This window comes from Gordonia paraffinivorans NBRC 108238 (genome assembly GCF_000344155.1).
Classification (GTDB): Bacteria; Actinomycetota; Actinomycetes; order Mycobacteriales; family Mycobacteriaceae; genus Gordonia; species Gordonia paraffinivorans.
On sequence record NZ_BAOQ01000023.1, the window covers coordinates 62,688 to 88,002 of the forward strand.

Annotated in this window: 17 protein-coding genes; 13 read left to right on the forward strand and 4 right to left on the reverse strand. The window is 67.9% G+C overall.

Features of this window, described 5'->3' with window-relative positions; genetic code table 11:
• Window positions 1–44: 44 nt before the first annotated feature.
• The 11 genes from GP2_RS11955 (at window position 45) to GP2_RS12005 (ending at window position 17,843) form a co-directional block, all read left to right on the forward strand.
• Window positions 45–872 carry an MlaE family ABC transporter permease gene (locus GP2_RS11955; protein WP_051997211.1) on the forward strand — a complete coding sequence of 276 codons (828 nt, stop codon included), beginning with the start codon at window positions 45–47 and terminating at the stop codon, window positions 870–872.
• 2 nt (window positions 873–874) lie between these two features.
• A complete protein-coding gene (locus tag GP2_RS11960; RefSeq protein ID WP_006900771.1) occupies window positions 875–2,206 on the forward strand; it encodes an MCE family protein in 1,332 nt (443 codons plus the stop codon).
• The gene (locus tag GP2_RS11965) at window positions 2,203–3,285 is read left to right on the forward strand and encodes an MCE family protein (RefSeq protein WP_006900772.1); all 1,083 of its coding nucleotides are present in this window, start codon (window positions 2,203–2,205) and stop codon (window positions 3,283–3,285) included. Before GP2_RS11960 ends, GP2_RS11965 begins: the two co-directional genes overlap by 4 nt.
• 5 nt (window positions 3,286–3,290) lie before the next feature.
• A complete protein-coding gene (locus tag GP2_RS11970) occupies window positions 3,291–4,379 on the forward strand; it encodes an MCE family protein (RefSeq protein ID WP_040526906.1) in 1,089 nt (362 codons plus the stop codon).
• Window positions 4,379–5,773, forward strand: a complete 1,395-nt coding sequence (locus GP2_RS11975) for an MCE family protein (RefSeq protein WP_006900774.1) — start codon at window positions 4,379–4,381, stop codon at window positions 5,771–5,773. The genes GP2_RS11970 and GP2_RS11975 overlap by 1 nt, the downstream gene beginning before the upstream one ends.
• Window positions 5,773–7,107 carry an MCE family protein gene (locus tag GP2_RS11980; protein WP_040526874.1) on the forward strand — a complete coding sequence of 445 codons (1,335 nt, stop codon included), beginning with the start codon at window positions 5,773–5,775 and terminating at the stop codon, window positions 7,105–7,107. Before GP2_RS11975 ends, GP2_RS11980 begins: the two co-directional genes overlap by 1 nt.
• Window positions 7,104–8,345: an MCE family protein gene (locus GP2_RS11985; RefSeq protein ID WP_006900776.1), complete on the forward strand. Its 1,242-nt coding sequence runs from the start codon at window positions 7,104–7,106 to the stop codon at window positions 8,343–8,345. The genes GP2_RS11980 and GP2_RS11985 overlap by 4 nt, the downstream gene beginning before the upstream one ends.
• 88 nt (window positions 8,346–8,433) lie before the next feature.
• Window positions 8,434–9,099 (forward strand): hypothetical protein, encoded by a 666-nt coding sequence (locus GP2_RS11990; protein ID WP_040526876.1) that lies wholly within the window; start codon window positions 8,434–8,436, stop codon window positions 9,097–9,099.
• The gene (locus tag GP2_RS11995) at window positions 9,099–9,962 is read left to right on the forward strand and encodes a hypothetical protein (RefSeq protein WP_006900778.1); all 864 of its coding nucleotides are present in this window, start codon (window positions 9,099–9,101) and stop codon (window positions 9,960–9,962) included. Before GP2_RS11990 ends, GP2_RS11995 begins: the two co-directional genes overlap by 1 nt.
• A gap of 345 nt (window positions 9,963–10,307) precedes the next feature.
• On the forward strand, window positions 10,308–13,796 hold the full coding sequence (gene rpoB / locus GP2_RS12000) for a DNA-directed RNA polymerase subunit beta (RefSeq protein ID WP_006900779.1): 3,489 nt from the start codon (window positions 10,308–10,310) through the stop codon (window positions 13,794–13,796).
• Window positions 13,797–13,886: 90 nt separating this feature from the next.
• Window positions 13,887–17,843 carry a DNA-directed RNA polymerase subunit beta' gene (locus tag GP2_RS12005; RefSeq protein ID WP_006900780.1) on the forward strand — a complete coding sequence of 1,319 codons (3,957 nt, stop codon included), beginning with the start codon at window positions 13,887–13,889 and terminating at the stop codon, window positions 17,841–17,843.
• A gap of 62 nt (window positions 17,844–17,905) precedes the next feature.
• Here the strand turns inward: GP2_RS12005 and GP2_RS12010 are convergent, their stop codons facing one another.
• The 4 genes from GP2_RS12010 to GP2_RS12025 all read right to left on the reverse strand — a co-directional run bounded on the left by GP2_RS12010 (window position 17,906) and on the right by GP2_RS12025 (window position 21,755).
• Complete coding sequence (locus GP2_RS12010; protein WP_040526878.1) at window positions 17,906–18,904, reverse strand: alpha/beta fold hydrolase; 999 nt, start codon at window positions 18,902–18,904, stop codon at window positions 17,906–17,908.
• Between the two features lie 59 nt (window positions 18,905–18,963).
• The gene (gene glsA / locus GP2_RS12015; RefSeq protein WP_006900782.1) at window positions 18,964–20,220 is read right to left on the reverse strand and encodes a glutaminase A; all 1,257 of its coding nucleotides are present in this window, start codon (window positions 20,218–20,220) and stop codon (window positions 18,964–18,966) included.
• Between the two features lie 70 nt (window positions 20,221–20,290).
• Entirely contained in the window at window positions 20,291–20,665 is a 375-nt protein-coding gene (locus GP2_RS12020) for a VOC family protein (protein ID WP_006900783.1), read from the reverse strand.
• A 124-nt stretch (window positions 20,666–20,789) separates the two neighbouring features.
• The gene (locus GP2_RS12025) at window positions 20,790–21,755 is read right to left on the reverse strand and encodes an AlbA family DNA-binding domain-containing protein (RefSeq protein ID WP_040526880.1); all 966 of its coding nucleotides are present in this window, start codon (window positions 21,753–21,755) and stop codon (window positions 20,790–20,792) included.
• A 224-nt stretch (window positions 21,756–21,979) separates the two neighbouring features.
• Here GP2_RS12025 and GP2_RS12030 point away from each other — a divergent pair, with 224 nt between their 5' ends.
• Together GP2_RS12030 and ppsA are read left to right on the forward strand one after the other, a co-directional pair.
• Entirely contained in the window at window positions 21,980–22,873 is an 894-nt protein-coding gene (locus GP2_RS12030; protein WP_006900785.1) for a universal stress protein, read from the forward strand.
• Window positions 22,874–22,907: 34 nt separating this feature from the next.
• Window positions 22,908–25,238 carry a phosphoenolpyruvate synthase gene (gene ppsA / locus GP2_RS12035; RefSeq protein ID WP_006900786.1) on the forward strand — a complete coding sequence of 777 codons (2,331 nt, stop codon included), beginning with the start codon at window positions 22,908–22,910 and terminating at the stop codon, window positions 25,236–25,238.
• Window positions 25,239–25,315: the final 77 nt, after the last annotated feature.

Below are 25,315 nucleotides of genomic sequence, written 5' to 3' on the forward strand. Positions count from 1 at the left end.
GTGGCGGAGGCGTGACTATCGCCAAGAGCAGGCCCGAGTACTTCATGTACGAGGCCCGCAAGCAACTGGGCAAGCCGCTGAAGGTGCTCGACGGCGCCGGCGAGCAGATGTCGTTCTACGGCCGCACGCTCGCGTGGATGCCGAAGACGCTGGTGCATTACACCCGTGAGGTCCTGCGACTCCTCGCCGAGGTGGCATTCGGCTCGGGCGGCCTCGCGGTCATCGGCGGCACGATCGGCGTGATGGTGCTGATGTCGGGTTTCACCGGCGTCGTCGTCGGTCTGCAGGGCTACGCGGCCCTCGACCAGATCGGTTCGCAGGCCCTCACCGGCTTCCTGTCGGCCTACGTCAACACCCGTGAGGTGGCGCCTCTCGTGGCGGGCCTCGCCCTGTCGGCGACCGTCGGTTGCGGCTTCACCGCGCAGCTCGGCGCCATGCGCATCTCCGAGGAGATCGACGCGCTGGAGACGATGGCCGTGCCGTCGATCCCGTTCCTGGTGTCCACGCGCGTCATCGCCGGCTTCATCGCCGTCATCCCGCTGTACGTCCTGGGCCTGCTGTCGGCGTACCTCGCCTCCCGCGTGGTCACGACCGTGTTCAACGGCCAGTCCGGCGGCTCCTACGATCACTACTTCAATCTGTTCCTGCCGCCGGTCGACGTGCTGTGGTCGTTCGGCAAGGTGCTGGTATTCGCCTTCGTGATCATCCTGGTGCACTGCTACTACGGCTTCTACGCGTCGGGCGGACCCGCGGGCGTGGGCGTGGCCGTGGGTCACGCGGTCCGGGCTGCTCTGGTCCTGATCGCGGTCCTCGACTTCTTCCTGGGCCTCGCGATCTGGGGCACCACCACGACCGTGCGAGTGGGAGGTTAGCGATGGAGGTGCTGCGCCGACGACTGCTCGGCCTGGTGTTCTTCGTCGTGGTCGCGCTCTTCCTGACGGCCACCATCACGAAGTTCAACAAGACATTCCAGGACTTCACCGACGTCACCCTGATCACCGATTCGACGGGCAACGCGCTTCCGGCCAACGCCGACGTCAAGGCGCGCGGCATGGTCGTCGGTGAGGTGCGCGACGTGAAGCCTGCGCCCGACGGGTCCGTCGAGGTCGTCCTCGGCCTCGACCCCGACAAGGCGAAGGAACTGTCGGCGAAGACGACCGCGCGCATCCTGCCGAAGACCCTCTTCGGCGAGCGCTACGTCGCACTCCAGGTGCCCGAGGACAACAACGGCCCGACGCTGCACGACGGCTCGACCATCGAGACCGACCGCAGCGGCAACGCGCTCGAGGTCCAGCAGTTGTTCGACAAGCTGCTCCCGGTCCTCGAGGCGATCCCGCCGCAGGACCTCAACTCGACGTTGACCGCGCTGTCGCAGGCGCTGTCGGGCCGCGGTGAGCAGCTCGGCGTCACACTCGAAGAGCTCGACAAGATCTTCGGCGAGATCAACGAGAACATGCCCGACCTCGAGGGCACGCTCGAAGGACTCGCGACGTTCTCGCAGACCTACTCGCAGGCACTGCCGGACGTCATCGACGCGCTCGACTCGTTCCGCACCACCTCGAACACCTTCGTCGAGCGGCAGGGCGATCTCCGGACGCTCATCTCGACGCTCGGAGTGGCCTCCGACGACGCCACACGCTGGCTGCGGCAGAACCGCACCGACCTGATCGACCTGGCCGTGGACTCCGAGGAACTGCTCGTCGGACTCGCCAAGCAGTCGCCGACCTTCGTGTGCACGTTCCGCAACTTCGCGGGCCTCATCCCGGAGTCGCGCGTCATCGTCGGCGAGGGCACCAAGAACCCGGGTGTGCGAGTGAACCTGCAGTTCGTCAACCCCCGTGGCCGCTATCTACCGAACCAGGACGAACCACGCTTCATGGACCTCGATCCTCCCGCCGTGTGCTACGAGCCCGCGACCAACGGCCGCCCGTTCCCGCAGTACCCGGGCGGCGGTCTCGCCGACGGCAGCTACCAGCCGCCGTCACGCAACCCGGGTCCGCGCAACGTCAAGCAGCTGCCGCAGCCGCAGTTCAGCGGCGTCCCGGCCGGCACGGTGAAACCGAACCCGTTCGATGACCCCGATTACCGCAAGCAGTTGCAGGTGATCTACGGCGCGACCACCGGTCAGGCGCCGGAGGAGGTGCCCACCTGGGTCACCATGATCGCCGGCGGCGCGCTGCAGGGAGCGAAGGTGGACATCAAATGAAGTCGATCGCCGCACCCCTGACGAAGCTCATCATCTTCGCGGTCGTCACGGTCGTCACCACCAGCCTGCTCGCGATCACCATCGCGAACGCCGGCGGCGACGGTGACGCGAAGTTCAAGGCCGTCTTCGACGACGCGACCCTGCTCAACCCGGGCGACGACGTGCGCATCGCCGGCGTCCGCGTGGGCCAGGTCGACAGCGTCGAGGTCTACGACCGGAACAAGGCGATGGTGACGTTCAACGTCGACCGCGACCGCCTGCCGGATGGCACCCAGCTCTACATCCGCTACCGCAACCTGACCGGCCTGCGGTACCTCGCGCTCGAGCGTGGGGCCGGCGACCCGTCGAAGACAGTCCCCCAGGGCCACACCTTCGGCCTCGGTGACGACGACACCTCGACGCACCCGCCGGTGAACCTGACCGCGCTGTTCAACGGGTTCCGGCCGCTGTTCCAGCAGCTGTCGGCCGACGACGTGAACAAGCTGGCCGAACAGATCATGAAGGTCTTCGACGGGCAGGGCGGTTCCATCACCCGGCTGGTCAGCGACACCGCGGACCTGACCAACGCGATCGCCGACAAGGACAAGGTCATCGGTGAGCTCATCGGCAACCTGACCAAGGTCCTCGACACCGTCAACCGCAACGACGAGCAGTTCACCAGTCTTCTCGACAACACCGAGAAGCTCGTGACCGGACTTGCGGCACAACGCGGTTCGGTGGGCTCGGCGATCAGCTCGGTGTCGAATCTGACCTCGGTGACCGCGAACATCCTGGGGCAGACCCGACCGTCGATCCAGGGCGACATCGCCGGACTGAAGTCGCTCGCCGACGAGATCAACAAGCGCAACGACGACATCGAGGAGACCCTGACCAATCTCCCGGTGAAGCTGCAGAAGGTCGGACGGGCCGCCACCTTCGGCTCCTGGTTCCAGTTCTACCTGTGCGGCATCGACGTCGTCGCCGGCAACGGCAAGTCTCCGCTGCTGACCCAGCCGCTGGTCCCGTTGCCCGATATCAACCATGTCCTGTACACCAGCGCGGCGACCCGCTGCTGGGCCGACGAGAAGCCAGGGGGGTGACCCAGATGGCAGACGAGAACAGCACGAACGACGCCGGTGAGACCGGCGCCGCACAGCAGTCCGAGCAGCACCCCCATCGCCGTTTCGCGGGGCGGCGCAGCCCGGTCAGCATCGGCGCCATCGGCATCCTCATCATGGTGATGATGGGCCTGAGTGCCTTTTATCTGACCGATGTCCCGCTGCTGGGCGCGGGCGCGCGCTACACCGCGAAGTTCACCGAGGCCGCCGGACTGCGTCCCGGCAACGAGGTGCGCGTCGCGGGCGTGAAGGTCGGCGAGGTCGACAGCGTGAAACTCAACGGTGACCGCGTCGACGTCACCTTCAAGGTGCAGGACACCTGGATCGGTGACCAGACCCAGGCGTCGATCCAGATCAAGACGATCCTCGGTCAGAAGTACCTGGCGCTGAATCCGCGCGGCAGTAAGCCAGCCGATCCCGACGTCCCGCTGACCGACACGGTCGCGCCGTACGACGTGATCGAGGCGTTCTCCGCGGCGGCCGAGCAGATCGAGGACTTCGACAACAAGCAGCTCGCCGATTCGATGCGGGTCCTGTCGGACGCCTTCTCGGGCACTCCGGCCAACGCCGGTCCCGCGCTCGAAGGCCTGGCGCGACTGTCGAACACCATCGCCAGCCGCGACCAGGAGGTGCAGAAGCTCCTCGACGCGACCAAGCAGACCTCGAAGATCCTGGCCGACCGCAACGAGGAGTTCGTGCGCCTCATCGGCGGTGCGGGCCAACTCCTCGACGAGTTGAACAAGCGGCAGCAGTCGATCTCCGCGCTGCTCGCGTCCACGACCAGCCTCGGCGACTCGCTGAGCGGCATCGTCCGCGACAACGAGGAGCAGATCGGGCCGGCTCTCGACGCACTGAAGGGCGTGAACGAACTGCTGACCCGTCAGAACCAGAACATCCGCGACACGATCAAGTACATGGCGCCGTTCTACCGGCTCTACGCCAACGTGCTCGGCAACGGTCGCTGGTTCGACCAGGTCGTCGTGAACCTGCTGCCGCCGGCGCTGCCGCAACAGAACACCACGCGGCCGCCGAACAAGAAGGTCATGGAGAACAACGGCGGAACGGGGGCAGGCTGATGACGGCACCAGATCTGACGCAGACCGCCGGCCCGGGCCGTTGGTTCACCCCGCGGCACATCGTGGTCACGGTCTTCGCGATCATCGTCGCGCTGGTCGTGGCGGGTGTGGGCTGGTGGGCGTTCTCGAACATCGGCACCACCAAGATCACCGCGACCTTCAAGAGCACCGTCGGCATCTACTCCGGTTCCGACGTGCGCATCCTCGGTGTGGCCGTCGGCAAGGTGGATTCGGTGGAGCCGCAGGGTGACAAGGTCAAGGTCACGATGACCGTCGACCGCGGCATCACCCTCCCCGAGGACGTCCGCGCGGTGCAGGTGATCCCGTCGGTCGTCGCCGACCGTTTCGTGCAGCTCACCCCGGCCTACTCCGGTGGGCCGAAGGCGCCGCGCGACATCACCCTCGGCGAGGACAAGACGATGGTGCCGGTGGAGGTCGACGAGCTCTACCGCAGCGTGAAGGAGCTGTCCGACGCCCTCGGTCCCGACGGCGCGAACAAGACCGACGGCACCGGCCGCGTGGGTGCGGTGAGCGAGCTCGTCGCGACCGGCGCGGCGAACCTGCAGGGCAACGGCGAGAAGCTCGGCGCGGCCATCGAGAACCTGTCGAAGGCGTCCACCACGCTGAGCGATTCGCGCGGCAACCTGTTCGACACCGTCAAGAACCTCAACACCTTCGTCGGTGCGCTGCGCGAGAACGACGCCCAGGTGCGTCAGTTCAACTCGCAGATGGCGTCGTTCAACCAGTTCCTCGCCGGCGAACGCCAGCAGCTCGCGTCCTCGCTGAACAAGCTGTCGATCGCCCTGGGCGACGTGGCGGAGTTCCTCGAGGACAACCGCGAGCAGATCGGCGAGACGGTCCGCGACCTCAAGCCGACCACGCAGGCACTGCTCGACGAGAAGACCCACCTCAAGGAGGTCCTGACCGTCCTTCCGCTGGCGATGAACAACCTGATCAACGCCTACAACGCGGAGTCGGGCACGCTCGACCTGCGCCTGACGATCCCGGATCTGCAGGACCTGATCGGGGCCCAGTGCCGCCTGCTCGACCTCGGGCAGTTGCTGCCGGGCAACCCCCAGGCGACGCAGTTCTCCAACACCCTGCGTCCGTTGATCAACCAGTGTGAGGCGGTCGGCAAGCAGATCACCGACGGGGTGCTCGAGCCGATGCTGCCGGTGCTGCCCTTCGGCATCATGAGCGGCAACAAGCTCCAGAAGTACCCGGTGCCCGGCACGGTCCCCGGCAACCCGGACCCGCAGATCAACACGCCCGCGCCGTCGTCGGCGCGGAAGTCGACACCGAGGCCGGCGCCGTCCTCGAAGTCGCCGACCTCCAAGACGCCGGCGTCGAAGTCCGCGACCCCGACCACGAGCGCACCCCGGGGAGGCAACTGATGAACCGACGGTCCATGCGTATGGCGCTGGCCGGCGCGGTGCTCTCGTTGACGGTGATGGTGTCGGGCTGCATGTCCGGCGGCATCCAGTCGATCCCGCTCCCTGGCGGCGTCGACACCGGGTCGAACCCGCGCACCTACAAGATCCAGTTCGACGACGTGCTCGACCTGGTGCCGCAGTCGATGGTGAAGCAGAACGGCATCCCCGTCGGCCGCGTCACCAAGGTCGAGGTGCCGAAGGACGCCTGGTATGCCCAGGTCACGGTCCAGGTGAAGAACAGCGTCGATCTGTCCGACAAGGCCGAGGCCAGCGTTCAGCAGACCAATCTGCTCGGTGAGAAGTTCGTGGCGCTCAGCGAGCCCGAGGGCAGCCAGAACGCGCCGCGGCAGAATCCGTCGCAGCCGATCCCGGCGTCGCGCACCCGGACCGCCACTGACATAGAGCAGGTGCTCGGTGCGCTGGCGATGCTGCTCACCGGCGGCGGCATCAATCAACTGCAGCCGATCGTGTCGGAGCTGAACAAGGCGCTCGACGGCCGCACCGACAAGGTGCGTGACCTGCTCGACGAGACCGAGGAGCTCATCGCGGGCCTCAACCGCCAGCGTGACGACATCATCACCGCGATCGACGGTCTCGCCGACCTGTCGGCGCGCGCCGAGAAGCAGACCACGCAGATCGACCGCATCCTCAAGCAGCTGCCCGAGGGCATCGAGGTGCTCGAGGAGCAGCGGCCGCAGTTCGTCGACCTGCTGACCAAGCTCGATCAGCTGGGTGAGGTGGGCACCGACATCCTCGGCAAGTCCCGCAAGGCGTTGATCAACGACCTGAAGGCGCTGCGCCCGGTGCTGACCGAGCTGGCCAAGGCCGCTCCGGACCTGATCACGGCGGCACCGCTGATGCTGACGCTTCCGTTCCCGGACTGGATCCTGCCGGCGGTCAAGGGTGACTCGGTCAACCTGTTCATGACGCTCGACCTGCGCCTGCTCAACCAGCTCGAGGCGCTCGGCGTGGGGCAGGGGACCCCGAAGTACTCGCCGAATGCCCGCGTGAACGTGCCGGTCAACCCGCGCAACCCGTACTACGACGGCAACGGTCCGCGGTACGGCTGGCCGACGATCACGCTGTTGCCGCCGGGACCGAACTGGCGGCCGGGGCCGAACACCCCGCCGTCGGGTGGTACCTACCCGGCATCGTTCTCGCGCTCGACCGCCCAGGGCACCGGCCCGATGCCGACCCCGGCGGTCCCCGGACAGGGATTCCTCGACGGTCCGCTGGCCGCGATGGGTCTCAAGCCCTCGACGTCCGGTCAGGCATCCTCAGGAGCAGGTCGATGATCACGAAGTTCGTCAAGATCCAGCTCGCGGTGTTCGTCGTCGTCGGCCTCGTCGCGCTGGTCTACGTGGGTGCGAAGTACGCGCGGCTGGACAAGCTCGCGGGTGTGGGCATCTACACCGTCACCGCGGAGCTGCCCGACTCGGGCGGCATCTTCAGCAACGCCGAGGTCACCTACCTCGGCGTGCCGGTGGGCACCGTCGGCGCGCTGAACCTGACCAAGGACGGCGTGGACGTCGAGTTGCAGATCAACTCGGGCGCACCGAAGATCCCGGCGTCGGCGGTGGCCGTCGTCGCGTCGCGTTCGGCGATCGGTGAGCAGTACGTCGACCTGCAGCCGACCACCTCGTCGGGTCCGTACCTGAAGAACGGCGACGTGATCACCAAGTACCAGCTGCCCGAGCCGCTGGAGGACGTGGTCAAGTCGGCGATCGACTTCACCTCGTCGATCCCGGTCGAGGACCTGAACGTGGTCATCACCGAGCTCGGCAAGGCGTTCAACGGGCAGGGCGAGAACCTCACCCGCCTGGTGGACTCGCTGGGCAAGCTGTCGCGGGCCGGCGTCGACAACCTCTCCGAGGTGGTCGGGCTGATCCAGGACTCCAACGTGGTCCTGGAGACGCAGGCCGACCAGTCCGACGCCATCCTGAGCTGGTCGCGCAACATCAACCTGATCACCGCGACCCTCGCGACGTCGGATCCCGATCTGCGGCGCCTGCTCACCACCGGCACGCTGTCGGCGACCCAGATCTCGGAGCTGATCCAGAAGAACGGCAACGACATCTCCAAGGTCGTGAAGGACCTCGGCGAGGTGGCCCGGACGATCCAGCCGGTCACCTACAACACGTCGACCACCTTCGCGATGCTCTCGGCGCTGTCGGCGGGCAGCCACGCGCCGGCGCCGGGCGACGGTCAGATCCACTTCGGCGTCGTCCTGGAGACCAACAACCCGGTGTCGTGCACCAAGGGCTACGAGGGCACGCAGGCGATCATCGCGGAGATGAAGCGCAAGAACCCGAACTTCGACGTCCACTACGACGAGTTCCCGTTCAACACCGAGGCCACCTGCAAGGTCCCGTTCGGCAATCCGACCGGTGTCCGCGGTGCGGAGCGCGCGCAGTACGCCAACCCGGCGTACCCTCAGCCGTGGGACAAGACGCCGAAGAAGGACCCGGACAAGCTCAACCTCAACCCGATCGCCACGCAGCTCGCAGCGCTGCTCGGCGTCCGGCCCAAGTAACGACGCGCCCATCCAGGTCCCGGCGCACCGCATGTGCGGTACGTCGGGATTTGGGCTGCGCTCAGGAGTGATCGATACAGTGTCTGCGATGAGTGGCACCCCCGAGAAACCCGGCACCGCGCCCGGTTCGACCCAGCCCGGCTCGACCCCGACCGCGGGGGAGGGGACCGGCGCACGCTCGGCGTTGCTGCGGGTCGTCCCGTTGGCACTGTCGGTCGTCGCGGTGATCGCGGCGCTCGTGTGCGTCGTGGTCTTCGCGATCAGCGCGAGTGACGCGACCGAGACCGAGACGGCCCGTGAGGACGCGACCCAGGCCGCCGAGCAGGCGGTCCTGAACATCACGACGATCGATCCGGCCGACCTCGACGAGTTCAAGCGACGCGTCGACGCCTCCCTCACCGGCCAGGCGAAGGACGAGGTCCTCGGCACCGGAGAGAGGAAGCCGGGGCAGCAACAGAACGTCCTCGAGATGCTGGCGGAGGCCGGCCCGGACGCCGCGAAGCTGTCCGCCCGCCTGTTGCGCAGCGCGCCGAGCGAGGTCAACGCCGAGGAGGAGAAGGCGAAGGTCCTCGTCTACGTCGTCACCACCCTGCAGCGGCCCGACCAGCCGCCGGTCGAGCAGACCCGCGGTTTCGACGTGAGCATGGTCAAGTCCGACGGTGCCTGGAAGGCCGAGAACGTCGTCGGACTCGAGGGAATCGAGTACGCCGATGCCGGCGGGGGCGCCGCACCGGCGCCGGAAAGGGGCAACTGATGGCGCGGACCCCGAAGAAGCCGACCGGTAGGAAGCAGCCGGAGAAGCGTCGGAAGACGCCGAAGATCGCCGGTCACGCCGGCACCCGCCCGACGGACCGGGCCCCCGAGGTCGGTGGGGCAGAGGTCGCCGAGACCGAGGCCACCACCCGGCCCTCGTCGGAGACGACCGAGAGGTCCCGGTCGGAGACGACCTCCGAATCACCGTCGGAGACCTCGGCGGCCTCGGGCGCCGTCGACCTGTCCAAGCCCAAGGCCCGCCCCGTCGCCCGCGTCTCGACGCTGCGTCCGCGATCCGAGAGTGCCGACACCGGCGCGCAGCCACGCCAGACCCGCGGGCCCGGACGCCCGTCGCAGACCGGTGACCGTCGCTGGTGGGCACTTCCCGCCATCCTGGCCGGCGTGGCGGCGATCCTCGCCGCGCTCGCCATCGTACTGGCCTTCCAGCCGTGGCTCGGCTCCGACAAGGCGTTCATCGACGCCAAGGCGACGTCGCAGCTGACATCGCAGGCGCAGCAACGTATCTGCGCGATCTTCGGATACGAGTACACCGAGCTCGACGCCTGGCAGAAGCGCGCGCAGAACGCCCTGACCGGCAAGGCCCGCGAGGAGTTCGACAAGTCCTTCAAGGCCCAGCGGGACCTGATCACCCAGACCAAGACCGGCGCCGAGTGCCGGGTCGACGCGATCGGCGTCCGCGACCTCACCGGCGGCGGTGACGGCGCGCACGCGTCGGTCATCGCGAACCTGGTGATCAGCGAGACGCAGAACAGCATCGCCACCAACAGCGGTGCGCCGCGCGCCCAGTTCGCCATGGTCAAGGAGGGTGACACGTGGCGGATCGAGGCGGTCGAGCCCTTCTAGACCGCCTCCGGGCCGGTGAGGTCGGGGACAGATTCGCGAAATTGGCGCGTACCGCTTGACGTTTGGGCGTCGGCGGGCCAGTCTGTCTCCAGCGATCGACGTGCAGGCAGCCACCCGCGCGCACATCGCTTCCAGATCGATCTCAGACGGGCTTGACAAAGTACGTCTATTTTCTGCTACTGTTGGACGTTGCGCTGGCTGCCTCCTGTCCATCTACCGATCCTTCTACGGCCACCTTGTTGTGTGTGCTGGTGTGATCGCCGATCTCAGGGTGTCACCAGCGAACGGCCCATCAAGCCACCACACATCTAGGTTGTGAATAACGTCGTGTTGGAAGGACGCATCTTGGCAGTCAACCGCCAGTCCACCTCAACAATCCCCGGCGCGCCGCATCGCGCGTCGTTTGCAAAGATCAGCGAGCCGCTGGAGGTCCCCGGCCTCCTCGATATCCAACTCGATTCCTTCGAATGGCTCGTCGGGTCCCCGGAGTGGCGCGCCAAGGCGATCGCTCGCGGCGAGGAGAACCCGGTCGGCGGTCTGGAGGAGGTCCTCGCCGAGCTCTCCCCGATCGAGGACTTCTCCGGCTCCATGTCGCTGTCCTTCTCCGATCCGCACTTCGACGAGGTCAAGGCCTCCGTCGAGGAGTGCAAGGACAAGGACATGACCTACGCGGCGCCGCTGTTCGTCACCGCGGAGTTCATCAACAACAACACCGGTGAGATCAAGTCGCAGACCGTCTTCATGGGCGACTTCCCGATCATGACCGACAAGGGCAGCTTCATCATCAACGGCACCGAGCGTGTCGTGGTGAGCCAGCTCGTCCGCAGCCCGGGTGTGTACTTCGATGCCGCCATCGACAAGGCCACCGAGAAGACCCTCCACACCGTCAAGGTGATCCCGGGTCGCGGTGCCTGGCTCGAGTTCGACGTCGACAAGCGCGACACCGTCGGTGTCCGCATCGACCGCAAGCGCCGCCAGCCGGTCACCGTCCTGCTCAAGGCCCTCGGCTACACCAACGAGGAGATCACCGAGCGTTTCGGCTTCTCCGAGATCATGATGTCGACCCTGGAGAAGGACAACACCGCCAACCAGGACGAGGCGCTGCTCGAGGTGTACCGCAAGCTGCGTCCGGGCGAGCCCCCGACCAAGGAGTCGGCGGAGAACCTCCTGGAGAACCTGTTCTTCAAGGACAAGCGCTACGACCTCGCCCGCGTGGGCCGCTACAAGATCAACAAGAAGCTGGGCCTGACCGACAACCCGATGACCGGCGAGTCGACCCTGACCCGCGAGGACATCGTCACCACCGTCGAGTACCTGGTGCGTCTGCACGAGGCCGACCCGCACACCACGACCTACATGACCGGTCCGGGTGGGGTCGAGGTGCCCGTCGAGGTCGACGACATCGACCACTTCGGCAACCGCCGCCTGCGCACCGTCGGCGAGCTGATCCAGAACCAGATCCGCGTCGGCCTGTCGCGTATGGAGCGTGTCGTGCGTGAGCGCATGACCACCCAGGACGTCGAGGCGATCACCCCGCAGACCCTGATCAACATCCGTCCCGTCGTGGCGGCGATCAAGGAGTTCTTCGGCACCAGCCAGCTGTCGCAGTTCATGGACCAGAACAACCCGCTCTCGGGTCTGACCCACAAGCGTCGCCTGTCGGCGCTGGGCCCGGGCGGTCTGAGCCGCGAGCGCGCCGGCCTCGAGGTCCGCGACGTCCACCCGTCGCACTACGGCCGCATGTGCCCGATCGAGACCCCTGAGGGTCCGAACATCGGTCTGATCGGTTCGCTCTCGGTGTACGCGCGGGTCAACCCGTTCGGCTTCATCGAGACCCCGTACCGCAAGGTCGTCGATGGTGTCGTCACCGACCAGATCGAGTACATGACCGCCGACGAGGAGGACCGCTACCTCATCGGCCAGGCGAACACGAACTTCGACGACGACGGCCGCATCACCGACGAGCGCGTGCTCGTCCGTGAGAAGGGCCCCGAGGTCAAGTTCGTCAGCCCGGCCGAGGTCGAGTACCTCGACGTCTCGCCGCGCCAGATGGTGTCGGTCGCGACCGCGATGATCCCGTTCCTCGAGCACGACGACGCGAACCGCGCCCTCATGGGTGCGAACATGCAGCGTCAGGCGGTGCCGCTGCTGCGCAGCGAGTCCCCGCTGGTCGGCACCGGCATGGAGCTGCGTGCCGCCGTCGACGCCGGCGACGTCATCGTCTCGGCGAAGACCGGCGTGGTGGAGGAGGTCTCGGCCGACTACATCACCGTCATGGCCGACGACGGCACCCGCGACACCTACCGCCTGCGCAAGTTCGCGCGCTCGAACCACGGCACCTGCGCCAACCAGCGTCCGATCGTGGACGAGGGCCAGCGCGTGGAGTCCGGCCAGGTCCTCGCCGACGGCCCCTGCACCGAGAACGGTGAGATGGCGCTCGGCAAGAACCTGCTCGTGGCGATCATGCCGTGGGAGGGCCACAACTACGAGGACGCGATCATCCTGAGCCAGCGCCTCGTCGAGGAGGATGTCCTCACCTCGATCCACATCGAGGAGCACGAGATCGACGCCCGCGACACCAAGCTCGGTGCCGAGGAGATCACCCGGGACATCCCGAACGTCTCCGACGAGGTCCTCGCCGATCTCGACGAGCGCGGCATCGTGCGGATCGGCGCCGAGGTCCGCGACGGCGACATCCTGGTCGGCAAGGTCACCCCGAAGGGCGAGACCGAGCTGACCCCGGAGGAGCGCCTGCTGCGCGCCATCTTCGGCGAGAAGGCCCGCGAGGTCCGCGACACCTCGCTGAAGGTGCCCCACGGCGAGACCGGCAAGGTCATCGGCGTCCGCGTGTTCAGCCGCGACGACGACGACGATCTGCCCCCGGGCGTCAACGAGCTGGTCCGCGTCTACGTGGCCCAGAAGCGCAAGATCCAGGACGGCGACAAGCTGGCCGGCCGCCACGGCAACAAGGGCGTCATCGGCAAGATCCTCCCGCAGGAGGACATGCCGTTCCTGCCCGACGGCACCCCGGTCGACATCATCCTGAACACCCACGGCGTGCCGCGTCGTATGAACATCGGCCAGATCCTGGAGACCCACCTCGGGTGGATCGCCAAGGCGGGCTGGAACATCGACGTCGCCGGCGGGGTCCCCGAGTGGGCCGAGAAGCTGCCCGAGGACATGTACTCGGCGCCGCCGAACACCAAGACCGCCACCCCGGTGTTCGACGGTGCGCGCGAGGAGGAGCTGACCGGACTGCTGTCCTCGACGCTCCCCAACCGCGACGGCGAGGTGATGGTCAACGGCGACGGCAAGGCGACGCTGTACGACGGCCGCTCCGGCGAGCCGTTCCCGTACCCCGTGGCCGTCGGCTACATGTACATCATCAAGCTGCACCACCTGGTCGACGACAAGATCCACGCCCGCTCGACCGGTCCGTACTCGATGATCACCCAGCAGCCGCTCGGTGGTAAGGCGCAGTTCGGTGGTCAGCGCTTCGGTGAGATGGAGTGTTGGGCCATGCAGGCCTACGGCGCCGCCTACACCCTGCAGGAGCTGCTCACCATCAAGTCGGACGACGTGGTGGGCCGCGTGAAGGTGTACGAGGCGATCGTCAAGGGCGAGAACATCCCCGAGCCCGGCATCCCCGAGTCGTTCAAGGTCCTCCTGAAGGAGCTGCAGTCGCTGTGCCTGAACGTCGAGGTGCTGAGCTCCGACGGTGCGGCCATCGAGATGCACGACTCCGACGACGAGGACCTGGAGCGCGCCGCGGCCAACCTCGGCATCAACCTGTCGCGTAACGAGTCGGCCACGGTCGACGACCTCGCGAACTGATTGATCCTCACCAACTCGGGCCGGGTTGCCGGTCGTCCGTCACGGCCGGCAGCCCGACCCACTGACAACAGAGCTCTGGAAAGGTAACAAGTGCTCGACGTCAACTTTTTCGACGAACTCAAGATCGGCCTGGCCACGGCCGACGATATTCACAACTGGTCGTACGGTGAGGTCAAGAAGCCGGAGACGATCAACTACCGCACGCTGAAGCCGGAGAAGGACGGCCTGTTCTGCGAGAAGATCTTCGGACCGACTCGCGACTGGGAGTGCTACTGCGGCAAGTACAAGCGCGTCCGCTTCAAGGGCATCATCTGCGAGCGCTGCGGCGTCGAGGTGACCAAGGCGAAGGTGCGCCGTGAGCGTATGGGCCACATCGAGCTCGCCGCGCCGGTCACCCACATCTGGTACTTCAAGGGTGTGCCGAGCCGCCTCGGCTACCTGCTCGACCTGGCGCCGAAGGATCTCGAGAAGATCATCTACTTCGCCGCCTACGTCATCACCTCGGTCGACGACGAGCTCCGCCACAACGAGCTGTCGACGCTCGAGGCCGAGATGGAGGTCGAGAAGAAGGCGATCGCCGACCAGCGCGACGCCGACCTCGCCGAGCGCCAGCAGAAGCTCGAGCAGGATCTCGCCGAGCTCGAGGCCGAGGGCGCCAAGGCCGACGTGCGCCGCAAGGTCCGCGACGGCGCCGAGCGCGAGATGCGTCGTATGCGCGACGCCGCCCAGCGTGAGCTCGACGCGCTCGAGGAGATCTGGGACAAGTTCACCAAGCTCGCCCCGGGCGACCTGATCATCGACGAGAAGGTCTACCGCCAGCTCGACGAGCGCTACGGCGAGTACTTCCAGGGCGCCATGGGTGCCGAGGCGATCAAGAAGCTCCTCGAGAACTTCGACATCGACGCCGAGGCCGAGTCCCTGCGCGAGACCATCCGCAACGGCAAGGGCCAGAAGAAGCTGCGTGCTCTCAAGCGCCTGAAGGTCGTCGCCGCGTTCCAGCAGTCGGGCAACTCGCCGCTGGGCATGGTCCTCGACGCCGTGCCGGTGATCCCGCCGGAGCTGCGTCCGATGGTCCAGCTCGACGGTGGCCGCTTCGCCACCTCGGACCTCAACGACCTGTACCGCCGCGTCATCAACCGCAACAACCGCCTCAAGCGACTGATCGACCTCGGTGCTCCCGAGATCATCGTCAACAACGAGAAGCGGATGCTGCAGGAGTCGGTGGACGCCCTCTTCGACAACGGCCGTCGCGGCCGTCCGGTCACCGGACCGGGCAACCGCCCGCTGAAGTCGCTGTCGGACCTGCTGAAGGGCAAGCAGGGTCGTTTCCGCCAGAACCTGCTCGGCAAGCGCGTCGACTACTCGGGCCGTTCGGTCATCGTCGTCGGTCCGCAGCTGAAGCTGCACCAGTGCGGTCTGCCGAAGCTGATGGCGCTCGAGCTGTTCAAGCCGTTCGTGATGAAGCGTCTGGTCGACCTGAACCAGGCCCAGAACATCAAGTCGGCCAAGCGCATGGTCGAGCGTCAGCGCCCCGCGGTGTGGGACGTCCTCGAAGAGGTCATCGCCGAGCACCCGGTCCTGCTGAACCGTGCACCGACCCTGCACCGTCTGGGCATCCAGGCCTTCGAGCCGCAGCTGGTGGAGGGCAAGGCCATCCAGCTGCACCCGCTGGTGTGTGAGGCCTTCAACGCCGACTTCGACGGCGACCAGATGGCCGTGCACCTGCCACTGTCGGCAGAGGCGCAGGCCGAGGCCCGCATCCTGATGCTGTCGAGCAACAACATCCTGTCGCCGGCGTCGGGCCGTCCGCTCGCCATGCCGCGTCTGGACATGGTGACCGGCCTGTACTACCTGACCACCCACAAGGAGGGCGCGAAGGGCGAGTACCAGCCGGCCAGCGGCGACGACGTCGAGCGCGGCGTCTACTCGAGCCCGGCCGAGGCCATCATGGCCGTCGACCGCGGGCAGCTGACCGTGCAGTCGCGCATCAAGGTGCGCCTGACCGAGCTGCGCCCGCCGGCCGAGGTCGAGGCCGAGCTGTTCCCGGAGGGATGGCGCTACGGCCAGCCGTGGACCACCATCACCACGCTGGGTCGGGTGCTCTTCAACGAGCTGCTGCCGGTCGAGTACCCGTACGTCGACGAGCAGATGCCGAAGAAGCGTCAGGCCGCGATCATCAACGATCTCGCCGAGCGCTACCCGATGATCGTGGTCGCGCAGACCGTCGACAAGCTCAAGGACGTGGGCTTCTACTGGGCCACCCGTTCGGGCGTCACCGTGTCCATGGCCGACGTGCTCGTGCCGCCGCAGAAGAAGGAGATCCTCGAGCGTTACGAGGAGCGCGCCGACGGCCTGGAGCGCAAGTTCCAGCGCGGCGCCCTCACGCCGGACGAGCGTCGCGACGCACTCGTGGAGATCTGGAAGCAGGCCACCGAGGAGGTCGGTAAGGCCATGGAGGACTACTACCCCGACGACAACCCGATCACGATGATCCCGAAGTCGGGTGCGACGGGCAACATGACCCAGGTCCGCAACCTGTCGGGCATGAAGGGTCTGGTGACCAACCCGAAGGGCGAGTTCATCCCGCGTCCGATCAAGTCCTCGTTCCGCGAGGGCCTGACCGTGGCCGAGTACTTCATCAACACCCACGGCGCCCGCAAGGGTCTGGCGGACACGGCTCTCCGTACCGCCGACTCGGGTTACCTGACCCGTCGTCTGGTCGACGTCTCGCAGGACGTCATCGTGCGCGAGCACGACTGTGGCACCGAGCGCGGCATCACCGTCTCGCTGGGTGAGAAGCAGCCCGACGGCTCGATCATCCGCGACGCGCACGTCGAGACCTCGGCGTACGCCCGCACCCTGGCCGCCGACGCGGTCGACGCGGACGGCAACGTCATCGTCGAGCGCGGTCACGATCTGGGCGACCCGGCCATCGAGGCCTGCCTCGCCGCCGGCATCACGCGGGTCAAGGTCCGTTCGGTCCTCACCTGTGGCACCGGCACCGGCGTCTGCGCCATGTGCTACGGCCGTTCGATGGCGACCGGCAAGCTCGTCGACATCGGCGAGGCCGTCGGTATCATCGCGGCCCAGTCGATCGGTGAGCCCGGTACCCAGCTGACGATGCGTACGTTCCACCAGGGTGGCGTCGGTGACGACATCACCGGTGGTCTGCCGCGTGTCCAGGAGCTCTTCGAGGCCCGCGTCCCCAAGGGCGTCGCGCCGATCGCGGAGGTCTCCGGCCGGGTGCGTCTCGAGGACGACGACCGCTTCTACAAGATCACGATCATCCCGGACGACGGTTCGGAAGAGGTCGTCTACGACAAGATCTCGAAGCGTCAGCGTCTGCGTGTGTTCAAGCACGAGGACGGCAGCGAGCGTCTCCTCGCCGACGGCGACCACGTCGAGGTCGGCCAGCAGCTCATGGAGGGCTCGGCCAACCCGCACGAGGTCCTGCGCGTCATGGGCCCGCGCCAGGTGCAGATCCACCTGGTCAACGAGGTCCAGGAGGTCTACCGCAGCCAGGGTGTGTCGATCCACGACAAGCACATCGAGACGATCGTGCGTCAGATGTTGCGTCGCGTGACGATCATCGATCACGGTTCCACCGAGTTCCTGCCCGGTTCGCTCGTCGAGCGCGCCGAGTTCGAGGCGGAGAACCGCCGCGTCGTCGCCGAGGGCGGCGAGCCGGCTGCCGGCCGCCCTGTCCTGATGGGTATCACCAAGGCCTCGCTGGCGACCGAGTCGTGGCTGTCTGCGGCGTCGTTCCAGGAGACCACGCGTGTCCTGACCGACGCGGCGATCAACAGCCGCAGCGACAAGCTGATCGGTCTGAAGGAGAACGTGATCATCGGTAAGCTGATCCCGGCCGGTACCGGTATCAACCGTTACCGGAACATCCAGGTCCAGCCGACCGAGGAGGCGCGTGCCGCGGCCTACGCGGTGCCGTCCTACGACGACACCTACTACAGCCCGGACGGCACCTTCGGTGCTCCCGCCGGCGCTGCGGTGCCGCTGGACGACTACGGTTTCTCCAACGACTACCGGTAAGCCGCAAGATGGCTGAAAAGCCCTCGCACTCGTTGAGTGCGAGGGCTTTTCACTGTTCGGGTTCAGCGCACGGGGAGAGTGGTGACGGTTCGCGTCGCGAGCAACAGGTCGTAGTAGCGGCCACCGGGGTAGTAGGTCGGGGTCACCGTGCCGGCCACCATGTCCGACGACCATCCGGTCGCCAGGGCGTGGATGACCCGACCGTTCCGGGGGCGGGGCGCGGCGAGTTCCGACAGTTCCCCGATCAGGTCGGTCGAGGTGCCCTCGGCGTCGATGTGGATGCCGGTCACCAGGCGCACGCCGAGGAAATCCTGTCGCGTCGTCCGCTGCAGCACGGCCACCCCGGACTCGAACGAGTTGGAGATCGACGGCTGCGAGGCGATCACCCGGATCGGAAGCCCGTCGACGCCGAGAGATGCTGCGGCCGAGGTGAAGTGCGTCCCGAAGAACGAGTTGACCGGATCGAACAGCACGAGTCCGGACAGGCGCCGATAGGCGGCCGGGTCCGAGCGGCGAAGCGCGTCGGCCGCCACCAGCACGAACTCGCCTCCCGCAGAATGTCCGGCGAAGACCATCCGGTACGGCATCGCCACGTCGGGCCGGTGCGCGGCTTCGCGAGCGCGCCGAAGGCTTGATGCGAGCGGACTGCCGGTCTGGGCGCCCGAGCCGAACACCCCGCCGACTGTGCGGGCGAAGGCTGCGTTGTCGGCGATGTTGTACGCGACGGCGCATCCACCGAGGTTGACCGAGTCCAGCGTCGGGCCGACGACGAGGAAGCCTGCGGTCGCGTACGAACGAGCGAGGGCGTCGAGGTTGGCCGCGGTCCGGGAGAAGCCGTGCTGGAGCCACACCAGGGCTGTGGGTCGGCCGGGTGGGAAGTACCAGCGGGCGGCGACCCGAACGGGTTTGCCGGCGCATTCGGTGGTGATGTGGGACGTCGACATGGCCACACCCTGTTGGGGGACCGGCGCGGCCACGACCGTTGCGGATGCCAGGCCGAAGAAGACGACAATCGTTGCGAGAACCGCGATCACAGGCGCGCGGAACCTTCTCCCCGTCATCCGCACAGTTTATGGCCGAGTCGGACGGCGCGGGTGCGGTTCGTCGAGGGCGGACGGGCTCACCGCTTCTCGGTGTCGCCCTGACCGGTCCCGTGCTGGTCCGGGGTGTCCTGGTCGTCGGTGCCCTCGTCCATCAGGCCGTTGGGATCCTCGACACGGGCGTCGTAGGAATCCTCGAGCCGGCGGGCGACCTCGCGCACCAACCGGCGCGCGGCGTCGTCCATCACCCGCACGTGGGTGAGGTCGAGGACCACCGACTTCGTCGCAAAGCCCTGGCACGCACGGCTTGCGATGATCTCCGCGCCGGCGAAACGCACATCGCCCTGGATCTCGACGACGGTCTCGTCGTCGTGTTCGGTCACCGATCGCAGAGCCGGCATGCCCGACGGCGCGACATGCATCATGTGCAGTTCCATGTCGTGCGAGAGGCGTTCGAAGACGGCGACACCGCGCGCGCTGTTGCCCTGATCGTCGAGCTTCGGCGACCACACCGCAACTCCGATCTGGCCGGGCAGGACACCCAGGATCGCGCCGCTCACACCGCTTTTCGCCGGGATTCCGACCTTGGTCATCCAGCTGCCGCTGCCGTCGTACATGCCGCAGGTCGCCATCACCGAGAGCAGGTGGCGGGTGATCCAGCCCTCGAGCAGCCGGTCGTCCTCACTGGTGGTCGACAGCCCGCCGTTGGCGAGGACGGCACCCATCATCGCGAGGTCGCGGCAGGTGACGGTGATCGCGCACTGCGCGGCGTATCCGTCGACGACCTCCTCGGGCTCGTAGTCGAGTTTGCCGGCCGAGCGGAGGAGATAGGCGAGTGCGGTGTTGTGGTCGTCGGAGGCCATCTCGGCGTCCCACATGTCCTCGTCGATGGTGAGCTCGCGTCCGGCGAGGGTGCCGACGAGATCTGCGATGCGCTCGACCCGCTCGGTGGCGTTCCCGCCGTCGACCATGGCGTGGATGGCGATGGCACCGGCGTTGATGAGCGCGTTGCGGGGCCGCCCGGTCTCGGCCTCGAGGGAGATCTCGTTGAAGGCGTCCCCGGAGGGTTCGGTGTCGACGCGGTCGAGGACGGCGTCGAGTCCCCGGTCGCGCAGCGCGAGGGCGTAGGCGGGAAGCTTCGCGATCGACTGCATGGAGAACTCGACGTCGGCGACTCCGGCGGTGTAGACGGTGCCGTCGACGGTGGCCAGCGCGATCCCGAACGACGACGGGTCGGCCTTCTCGAGTTCCCGATTGCCGGTCATGACGGCCCCGTCGTCGGTATCGCGGTAGTCGTTGAGGACCTGTTCGAGATAGTCGTCGATGGGGGATCGCATAACCAACCGTAGCGGTGACGACCGTGTCGGCCCGCGTCGTCCCGGTTGTGCGGTCCCAGATCGGTGCAGCTCAGTTGTTGTCGCGGTGCGGCAGATACTGGGCCGACCACTGGTTGCCGTCGGGGTCGGTGAAGTAGACGAAGTGGCCCCACGGCTGGATGTCGACCTCGCTCGCGTCGACGCCGGCGGCCAGCAGCTGCTCACGCGCGGCCTCGATGTCGGTGACGCAGATGATGAGCGGGCCGGTCGTGCCGGGCTCGCGGTCGGTGATCCCCTTGCCGAAGGCGATCGAGCAGTCCGACCCGGGCGGGGTCATCTGGACGAACCGGATCTCCTCGCTCACGGTGTGGTCCTCGTCGGCGTGGAAGCCGATCGACTCGTAGAACGCCTTGGTGCGGTCGGGGTCGGTGACGGGCAGGGTGACGACTTCGAGTGTCCAGTTCACGGGTCCTCCAGGTGGCTTCGGTGGTGATGTCGGTCCACTGTCCCAACCATCGAGGACGGCTTCGGTCCGCTTCCGGAATCCGGTGTGACCGGGGGTCACCGGGCAGCGCCCGCAGCAGCCGGGCTCACACCGCCGAGAATCGCACCGCGGCGCGCACCTGGGCGGCCAGCGCCTGCCCGGCGCCGAGGGGCCAGCGATGCATGATGTAGTCCGCCGCCTGGTCGACCGACAGCTGCCGCGACGAGTTGCCGGCGCGCACCCAGAACTCCGGCTGCGCGTTGTTCTTCGCGGGACGCAGGTACACCGGCCGCGGGGACGGGGTGCACTCGACGCGGCAGACCAGCGCCTCGGTGGGCGCGGCCTTCGCCTCTTCGCTGCCGTCCGCCTCTTCGTCGCTGTCATCGGAGGGCACGGGCACCATCTCGAAGAAGATCCCGACCTCGGCGGCGATGCTCTGCCCCAGCATCGAGGTCAGGGTGTCCCGCAGCCACAGCTCGAACCGGTCGGTGTCCGGGTGGCGCAGCGTGGTGAAGTCGGCGTCGAGGCCCAGTGGAGTGCCGTCGTCGTCGACGCCGATGAGCAGGTTGCCGCCCTCGGAGTTGAGGAATGCCGCGACCGTCTTGGCGATGACCTGCTCGATCGCGGGGTCGCGCTGTCCGGTGTGCAGGTTGACCCGGGCGGTGGACTTGAACTCCACCGCCTCGGACTCGCCGGCGGCGATCAGCTCGGGCACCGAGATGTCGGTCTGGGTCTGCAGGCGGGCCGCGACGGTTCCGTAGGCGCCGACCGCGATGATCGAACTCACCAACCCCAACAGGATGGTGACCGGGTGCCAGATCGTCATGCGGTGGTCGATGGCCCCGGCGATGTAGAGGCCGACCGCGGTGCCGAGGATCGACAGGACCATCGACGTGGTGGCGTCGAGGCGCGCACGGCGACGCAGCAGCCACCGGGCGATCGCGCCGAACAGCCAGGCGAGGGCCAGCACCAGCACCAGTGCGGTGGCGGTCGCCCAGACCGGTACGGCGAACTCCAACCCACCGATGGTCCCGCGATCGTCGTCGGCCAGCACGCTCAGGTCAGTTCGCACCCGGACAGTATGACGAATCGGACACCGCCGGACGGTGCCCGGTCGCGGGCGCACCGTGGGGCGGGACTTTCGACGCAGTCCGCCGACGACTTTCGCCTCCGGTCCCGTCATCTCTCACACGGTGACGATGAAAAGTACGACGATGGACCCACAAGAGAACACCGACCGGAGTCGACGCCGAGAGACCGGGGGTCTCGCGCGGATCGCCAACACAGGAGATCGCCATGTCACATCCACTCACCGACCCGCTGGCACCTGTCGTCGTGGGAGTCGACGGCTCGGAATGTTCGGAGATGGCCGTCCGGTGGGCGGTTGGTGCCTGCCTCCGCGAGAAGAGACCGCTTCGTGTGGTCTCTGCGGTCGGAAGCGTTCCGTACGCCTACGCGCCGACCGCGGCCATGACCACCGACATCGTCATGGAGGCGATGCAGGCCGACGCCCGGCGCGCCGTCGAGGCCGCCGTCGATCTCGTCCGCGAACTCGCGCCGGAGCTCGAGGTCGACGGCAAGGTCCTCGGAGGCTCACCGCAACTCGCGCTGCGGCATGCCTCCGCCGAGGCGGGAAAGCTCGTCGTCGGCCGCCGAGGGATCGGTGGGGCCCGCGGACTCCTTCTCGGATCGGTGAGCGGTGACGCAGCCGCGCACGCGGAGTGCCCCGTGGTCGTCGTCGGCGGGCCAGCCCCGACGTCGGGCCCGGTCGTGGTGGGAGTGGACCCGTCGCCGATCTCGGCGAACGCCGTCGCGCATGCCTTCCAGCAGGCCGACCTGCTCGGGACGACCCTGGTCGCGGTCCACGGCATCGGGATCTCGACCTCGTCGACGCTGGGGCTCGACGCCGTCGACCGGTTGCGCGGCGACGCCGAGGAGATCGTCGGGGAGCTGCTCGCCGGCCACTCCGAGGACTACCCGGACGTGCAGGTCGAGCAACGCATCGGGGTCGGGCCGGCGGCCGCCGAGATCATCGACGCCGCCGAGTCGGCACAACTCGTCATCGTCGGAAGCCGCGGCCGCGGCGGTTTCCGCGGACTCCTGCTCGGCTCCACCAGCCGGGCGGTCATCCAACTCGCGCCGTGCCCGGTGATGGTCACCCACACCGCGCCCGCCCGGCGAAATCGGTGACGGCGCGATCGGCGACAGGAGCGGTGGAGAACACATGGCCTACGTACTGAGGTTTGCAGAAGTCGGACTCGATCAGCTGCTCATCGTCGGTGGCAAAGGGGCCAACCTCGGTGAGCTCACCAAGGCCGGGCTGCCGGTGCCCGACGGGTTCGTCCTCACCGCCGACGCGTTCGCCGCGTCGATGGATCACGGCGGGGTCCGTTCGGAACTGGCGGAGACGCACCGGGCGGCACTGGCCGCGATCGGCGACGACGCGCGCATGTCCGCGCTGAGCCGGAAGATGGCGGAGATGGTGCACAAGGCGGGGATCGCGCCCTGGGTCGCCGACGCCGCCGTCACGGCCTATCGCAGCCTGCCCGGCGGGACCGACGGCACCAACGTCGCGGTCCGGTCGTCGGCGATCGGGGAGGACGGTAAAGACGCCTCGTTCGCCGGGATGAACGCCTCCTTCACCAACATCGGCGACCAGGATCAGCTCCTCGACGCGGTGGTCCGATGCTGGGCGTCGCTGTACTCGCCGCGGGTCATCACCTATCGCGCCCAGAAAGGCCTCACCGCAGAACCCCTCATGGCCGTGGTCGTCCAGCAGATGGTGGAGTCGGTGGTCGCCGGCATCGTGTTCACCGCCGATCCGGTCACCGGCAACGTCGACCACCTGGTCGTCGAGGCCGTCGAGGGACTCGGCGAGGCGGTGGTGTCCGGCGCGGTCACCCCCGACACCTTCGTCGTCGACAAGGCGGACTGCTCGATCCTCTCGACCTCGCTGGGCAACCAGGAGTTCCGGATCGTCCGCGGCAGCGACGGCCACGACCACCGCGAGCCGGTGGCGGCGGGCCGGGACGCGCCCGTCGTCACACCGGAGACCGTGGAGACGATCGCGCGGATGGCGCTCGATGCCGAACGGCACTACGGGCGTCCACAGGACATGGAGTGGGCGATCGACTCCGCGGGCCGGATCTGGATCGTCCAGTCCCGGCCCATCACCACGCTGGACGACGGCGACGGAACGAGCTCTGCCGGAGTGCACGACGGTGATCAGAACGCCGGGGCGGGTCCCGGTCAGGGAGAGGTGCTCGTCACCGGACTCGCGGCCGCACCCGGGATCGCCGGCGGCGCCGTGCGCATCCTCCACTCGCCGGCCGACGGGCACCGGCTCGTCGACGGCGAGGTCCTGGTGGCACCGATGACCGACCCCGACTGGCTGCCGACGATCCGCCGCGCCGCCGCCGTCGTCACCGACCGCGGCGGGATCACCTGTCACGCCGCCATCGTGGCCCGCGAGGTCGGGGTGCCGTGCGTGGTGGGAACCAGAACCGGCACAACCGATCTCGTCGATGGTGCGATCGTCACGGTCGACGGCGGGACGGGCGAGGTCACCGCCGGTCGCGCGCCCGCGCCGCAGGTGGCGGTCGCCTCGCCCGCGACTGCCGCACCGGCGCAACAGCACTCGGATCCGGTCACCGCCACCAAGATCTACGTCAACCTCGGATCGGCGGAGCGCGCCGCCGAGATCGGGGCCACCGACGTCGACGGTGTGGGGCTCCTCCGCGCCGAGTTCATGCTGTCGGAGGCGTTGTCCGGACGTCATCCGCGCGCGGTCATCGCCGCCGGGGAATCGGAGGCCTTCGTCTCCGCTCTCGCCGACAACCTGGCCAAGGTCGCCGCGCCCTTCGGCAAGCGGCCGGTCGTGTACCGGACGACCGACCTGCGGACCAACGAGTTCCGCAACCTCGAGGGCGGCCGCGAGTTCGAGCCGGAGGAACGCAATCCGATGATCGGGTTCCGCGGCTGCTACCGATACGTCAAGGAGCCCGACGTCTTCCGCCTCGAGCTCAACGCGCTCGCGCGGGCCCGGGAACGCCACCCGAACCTCCACGTGATGCTGCCGTTCGTCCGCACCCGCTGGGAGCTCGAGAGATGCCTCGAACTCATCGACGACAGCCCCCTCGGGCGCCAGCGCGGCCTGCACAGGTGGGTCATGGCCGAGGTGCCCTCGGTGCTGTACTGGTTGCCGGCGTACGTCGATGCGGGCATCGACGGGGTGTCGATCGGGAGCAACGACCTCACCCAGCTGATCCTCGGCGTCGACCGGGACTCGGAGACCTGCGCCGAACTCTTCGACGGCGCTGACCCGGCCGTACTCGACGCCATCTCGCAGATCGTCGACACCGCCCGCCGCTGCGGCATCACGTCGTCACTGTGCGGCCAGGCCCCCTCGGTCAACCCCGAATATGCCGAGCACCTGGTGCGGATGGGGATCACCTCGGTGTCGGTCAATCCCGACGCCGTGGTCGCAACGCGCCTTCACGTCGCCCGGGCCGAGCGTCGGCTGCTCGTCGAATCCGCCCGGGCGCACTCGGGGTGATCCGGTCGGGCGCACTCGGGGTGATCCGGCCGGCCGGGCCCGGGTGGGAACCCCCGGATGCCGACGGGCGCGCACGC

Excerpts from the sequence above, each read along its gene's own strand:
- GP2_RS11955 (WP_051997211.1), top strand. The coding sequence starts at position 45 with ATGTACGAGGCCCGCAAGCAACTGGGCAAGCCGCTGAAGGTGCTCGAC.
- GP2_RS11960 (WP_006900771.1), top strand. The coding sequence starts at position 875 with ATGGAGGTGCTGCGCCGACGACTGCTCGGCCTGGTGTTCTTCGTCGTG.
- GP2_RS11965 (WP_006900772.1), top strand. The coding sequence starts at position 2,203 with ATGAAGTCGATCGCCGCACCCCTGACGAAGCTCATCATCTTCGCGGTC.
- GP2_RS11970 (WP_040526906.1), top strand. The coding sequence starts at position 3,291 with ATGGCAGACGAGAACAGCACGAACGACGCCGGTGAGACCGGCGCCGCA.
- GP2_RS11975 (WP_006900774.1), top strand. The coding sequence starts at position 4,379 with ATGACGGCACCAGATCTGACGCAGACCGCCGGCCCGGGCCGTTGGTTC.
- GP2_RS11980 (WP_040526874.1), top strand. The coding sequence starts at position 5,773 with ATGAACCGACGGTCCATGCGTATGGCGCTGGCCGGCGCGGTGCTCTCG.
- GP2_RS11985 (WP_006900776.1), top strand. The coding sequence starts at position 7,104 with ATGATCACGAAGTTCGTCAAGATCCAGCTCGCGGTGTTCGTCGTCGTC.
- GP2_RS11990 (WP_040526876.1), top strand. The coding sequence starts at position 8,434 with ATGAGTGGCACCCCCGAGAAACCCGGCACCGCGCCCGGTTCGACCCAG.
- GP2_RS11995 (WP_006900778.1), top strand. The coding sequence starts at position 9,099 with ATGGCGCGGACCCCGAAGAAGCCGACCGGTAGGAAGCAGCCGGAGAAG.
- GP2_RS12010 (WP_040526878.1), bottom strand. The coding sequence starts at position 18,904 with ATGACGGGGAGAAGGTTCCGCGCGCCTGTGATCGCGGTTCTCGCAACG.
- glsA (WP_006900782.1), bottom strand. The coding sequence starts at position 20,220 with ATGCGATCCCCCATCGACGACTATCTCGAACAGGTCCTCAACGACTAC.
- GP2_RS12030 (WP_006900785.1), top strand. The coding sequence starts at position 21,980 with ATGTCACATCCACTCACCGACCCGCTGGCACCTGTCGTCGTGGGAGTC.
- ppsA (WP_006900786.1), top strand. The coding sequence starts at position 22,908 with ATGGCCTACGTACTGAGGTTTGCAGAAGTCGGACTCGATCAGCTGCTC.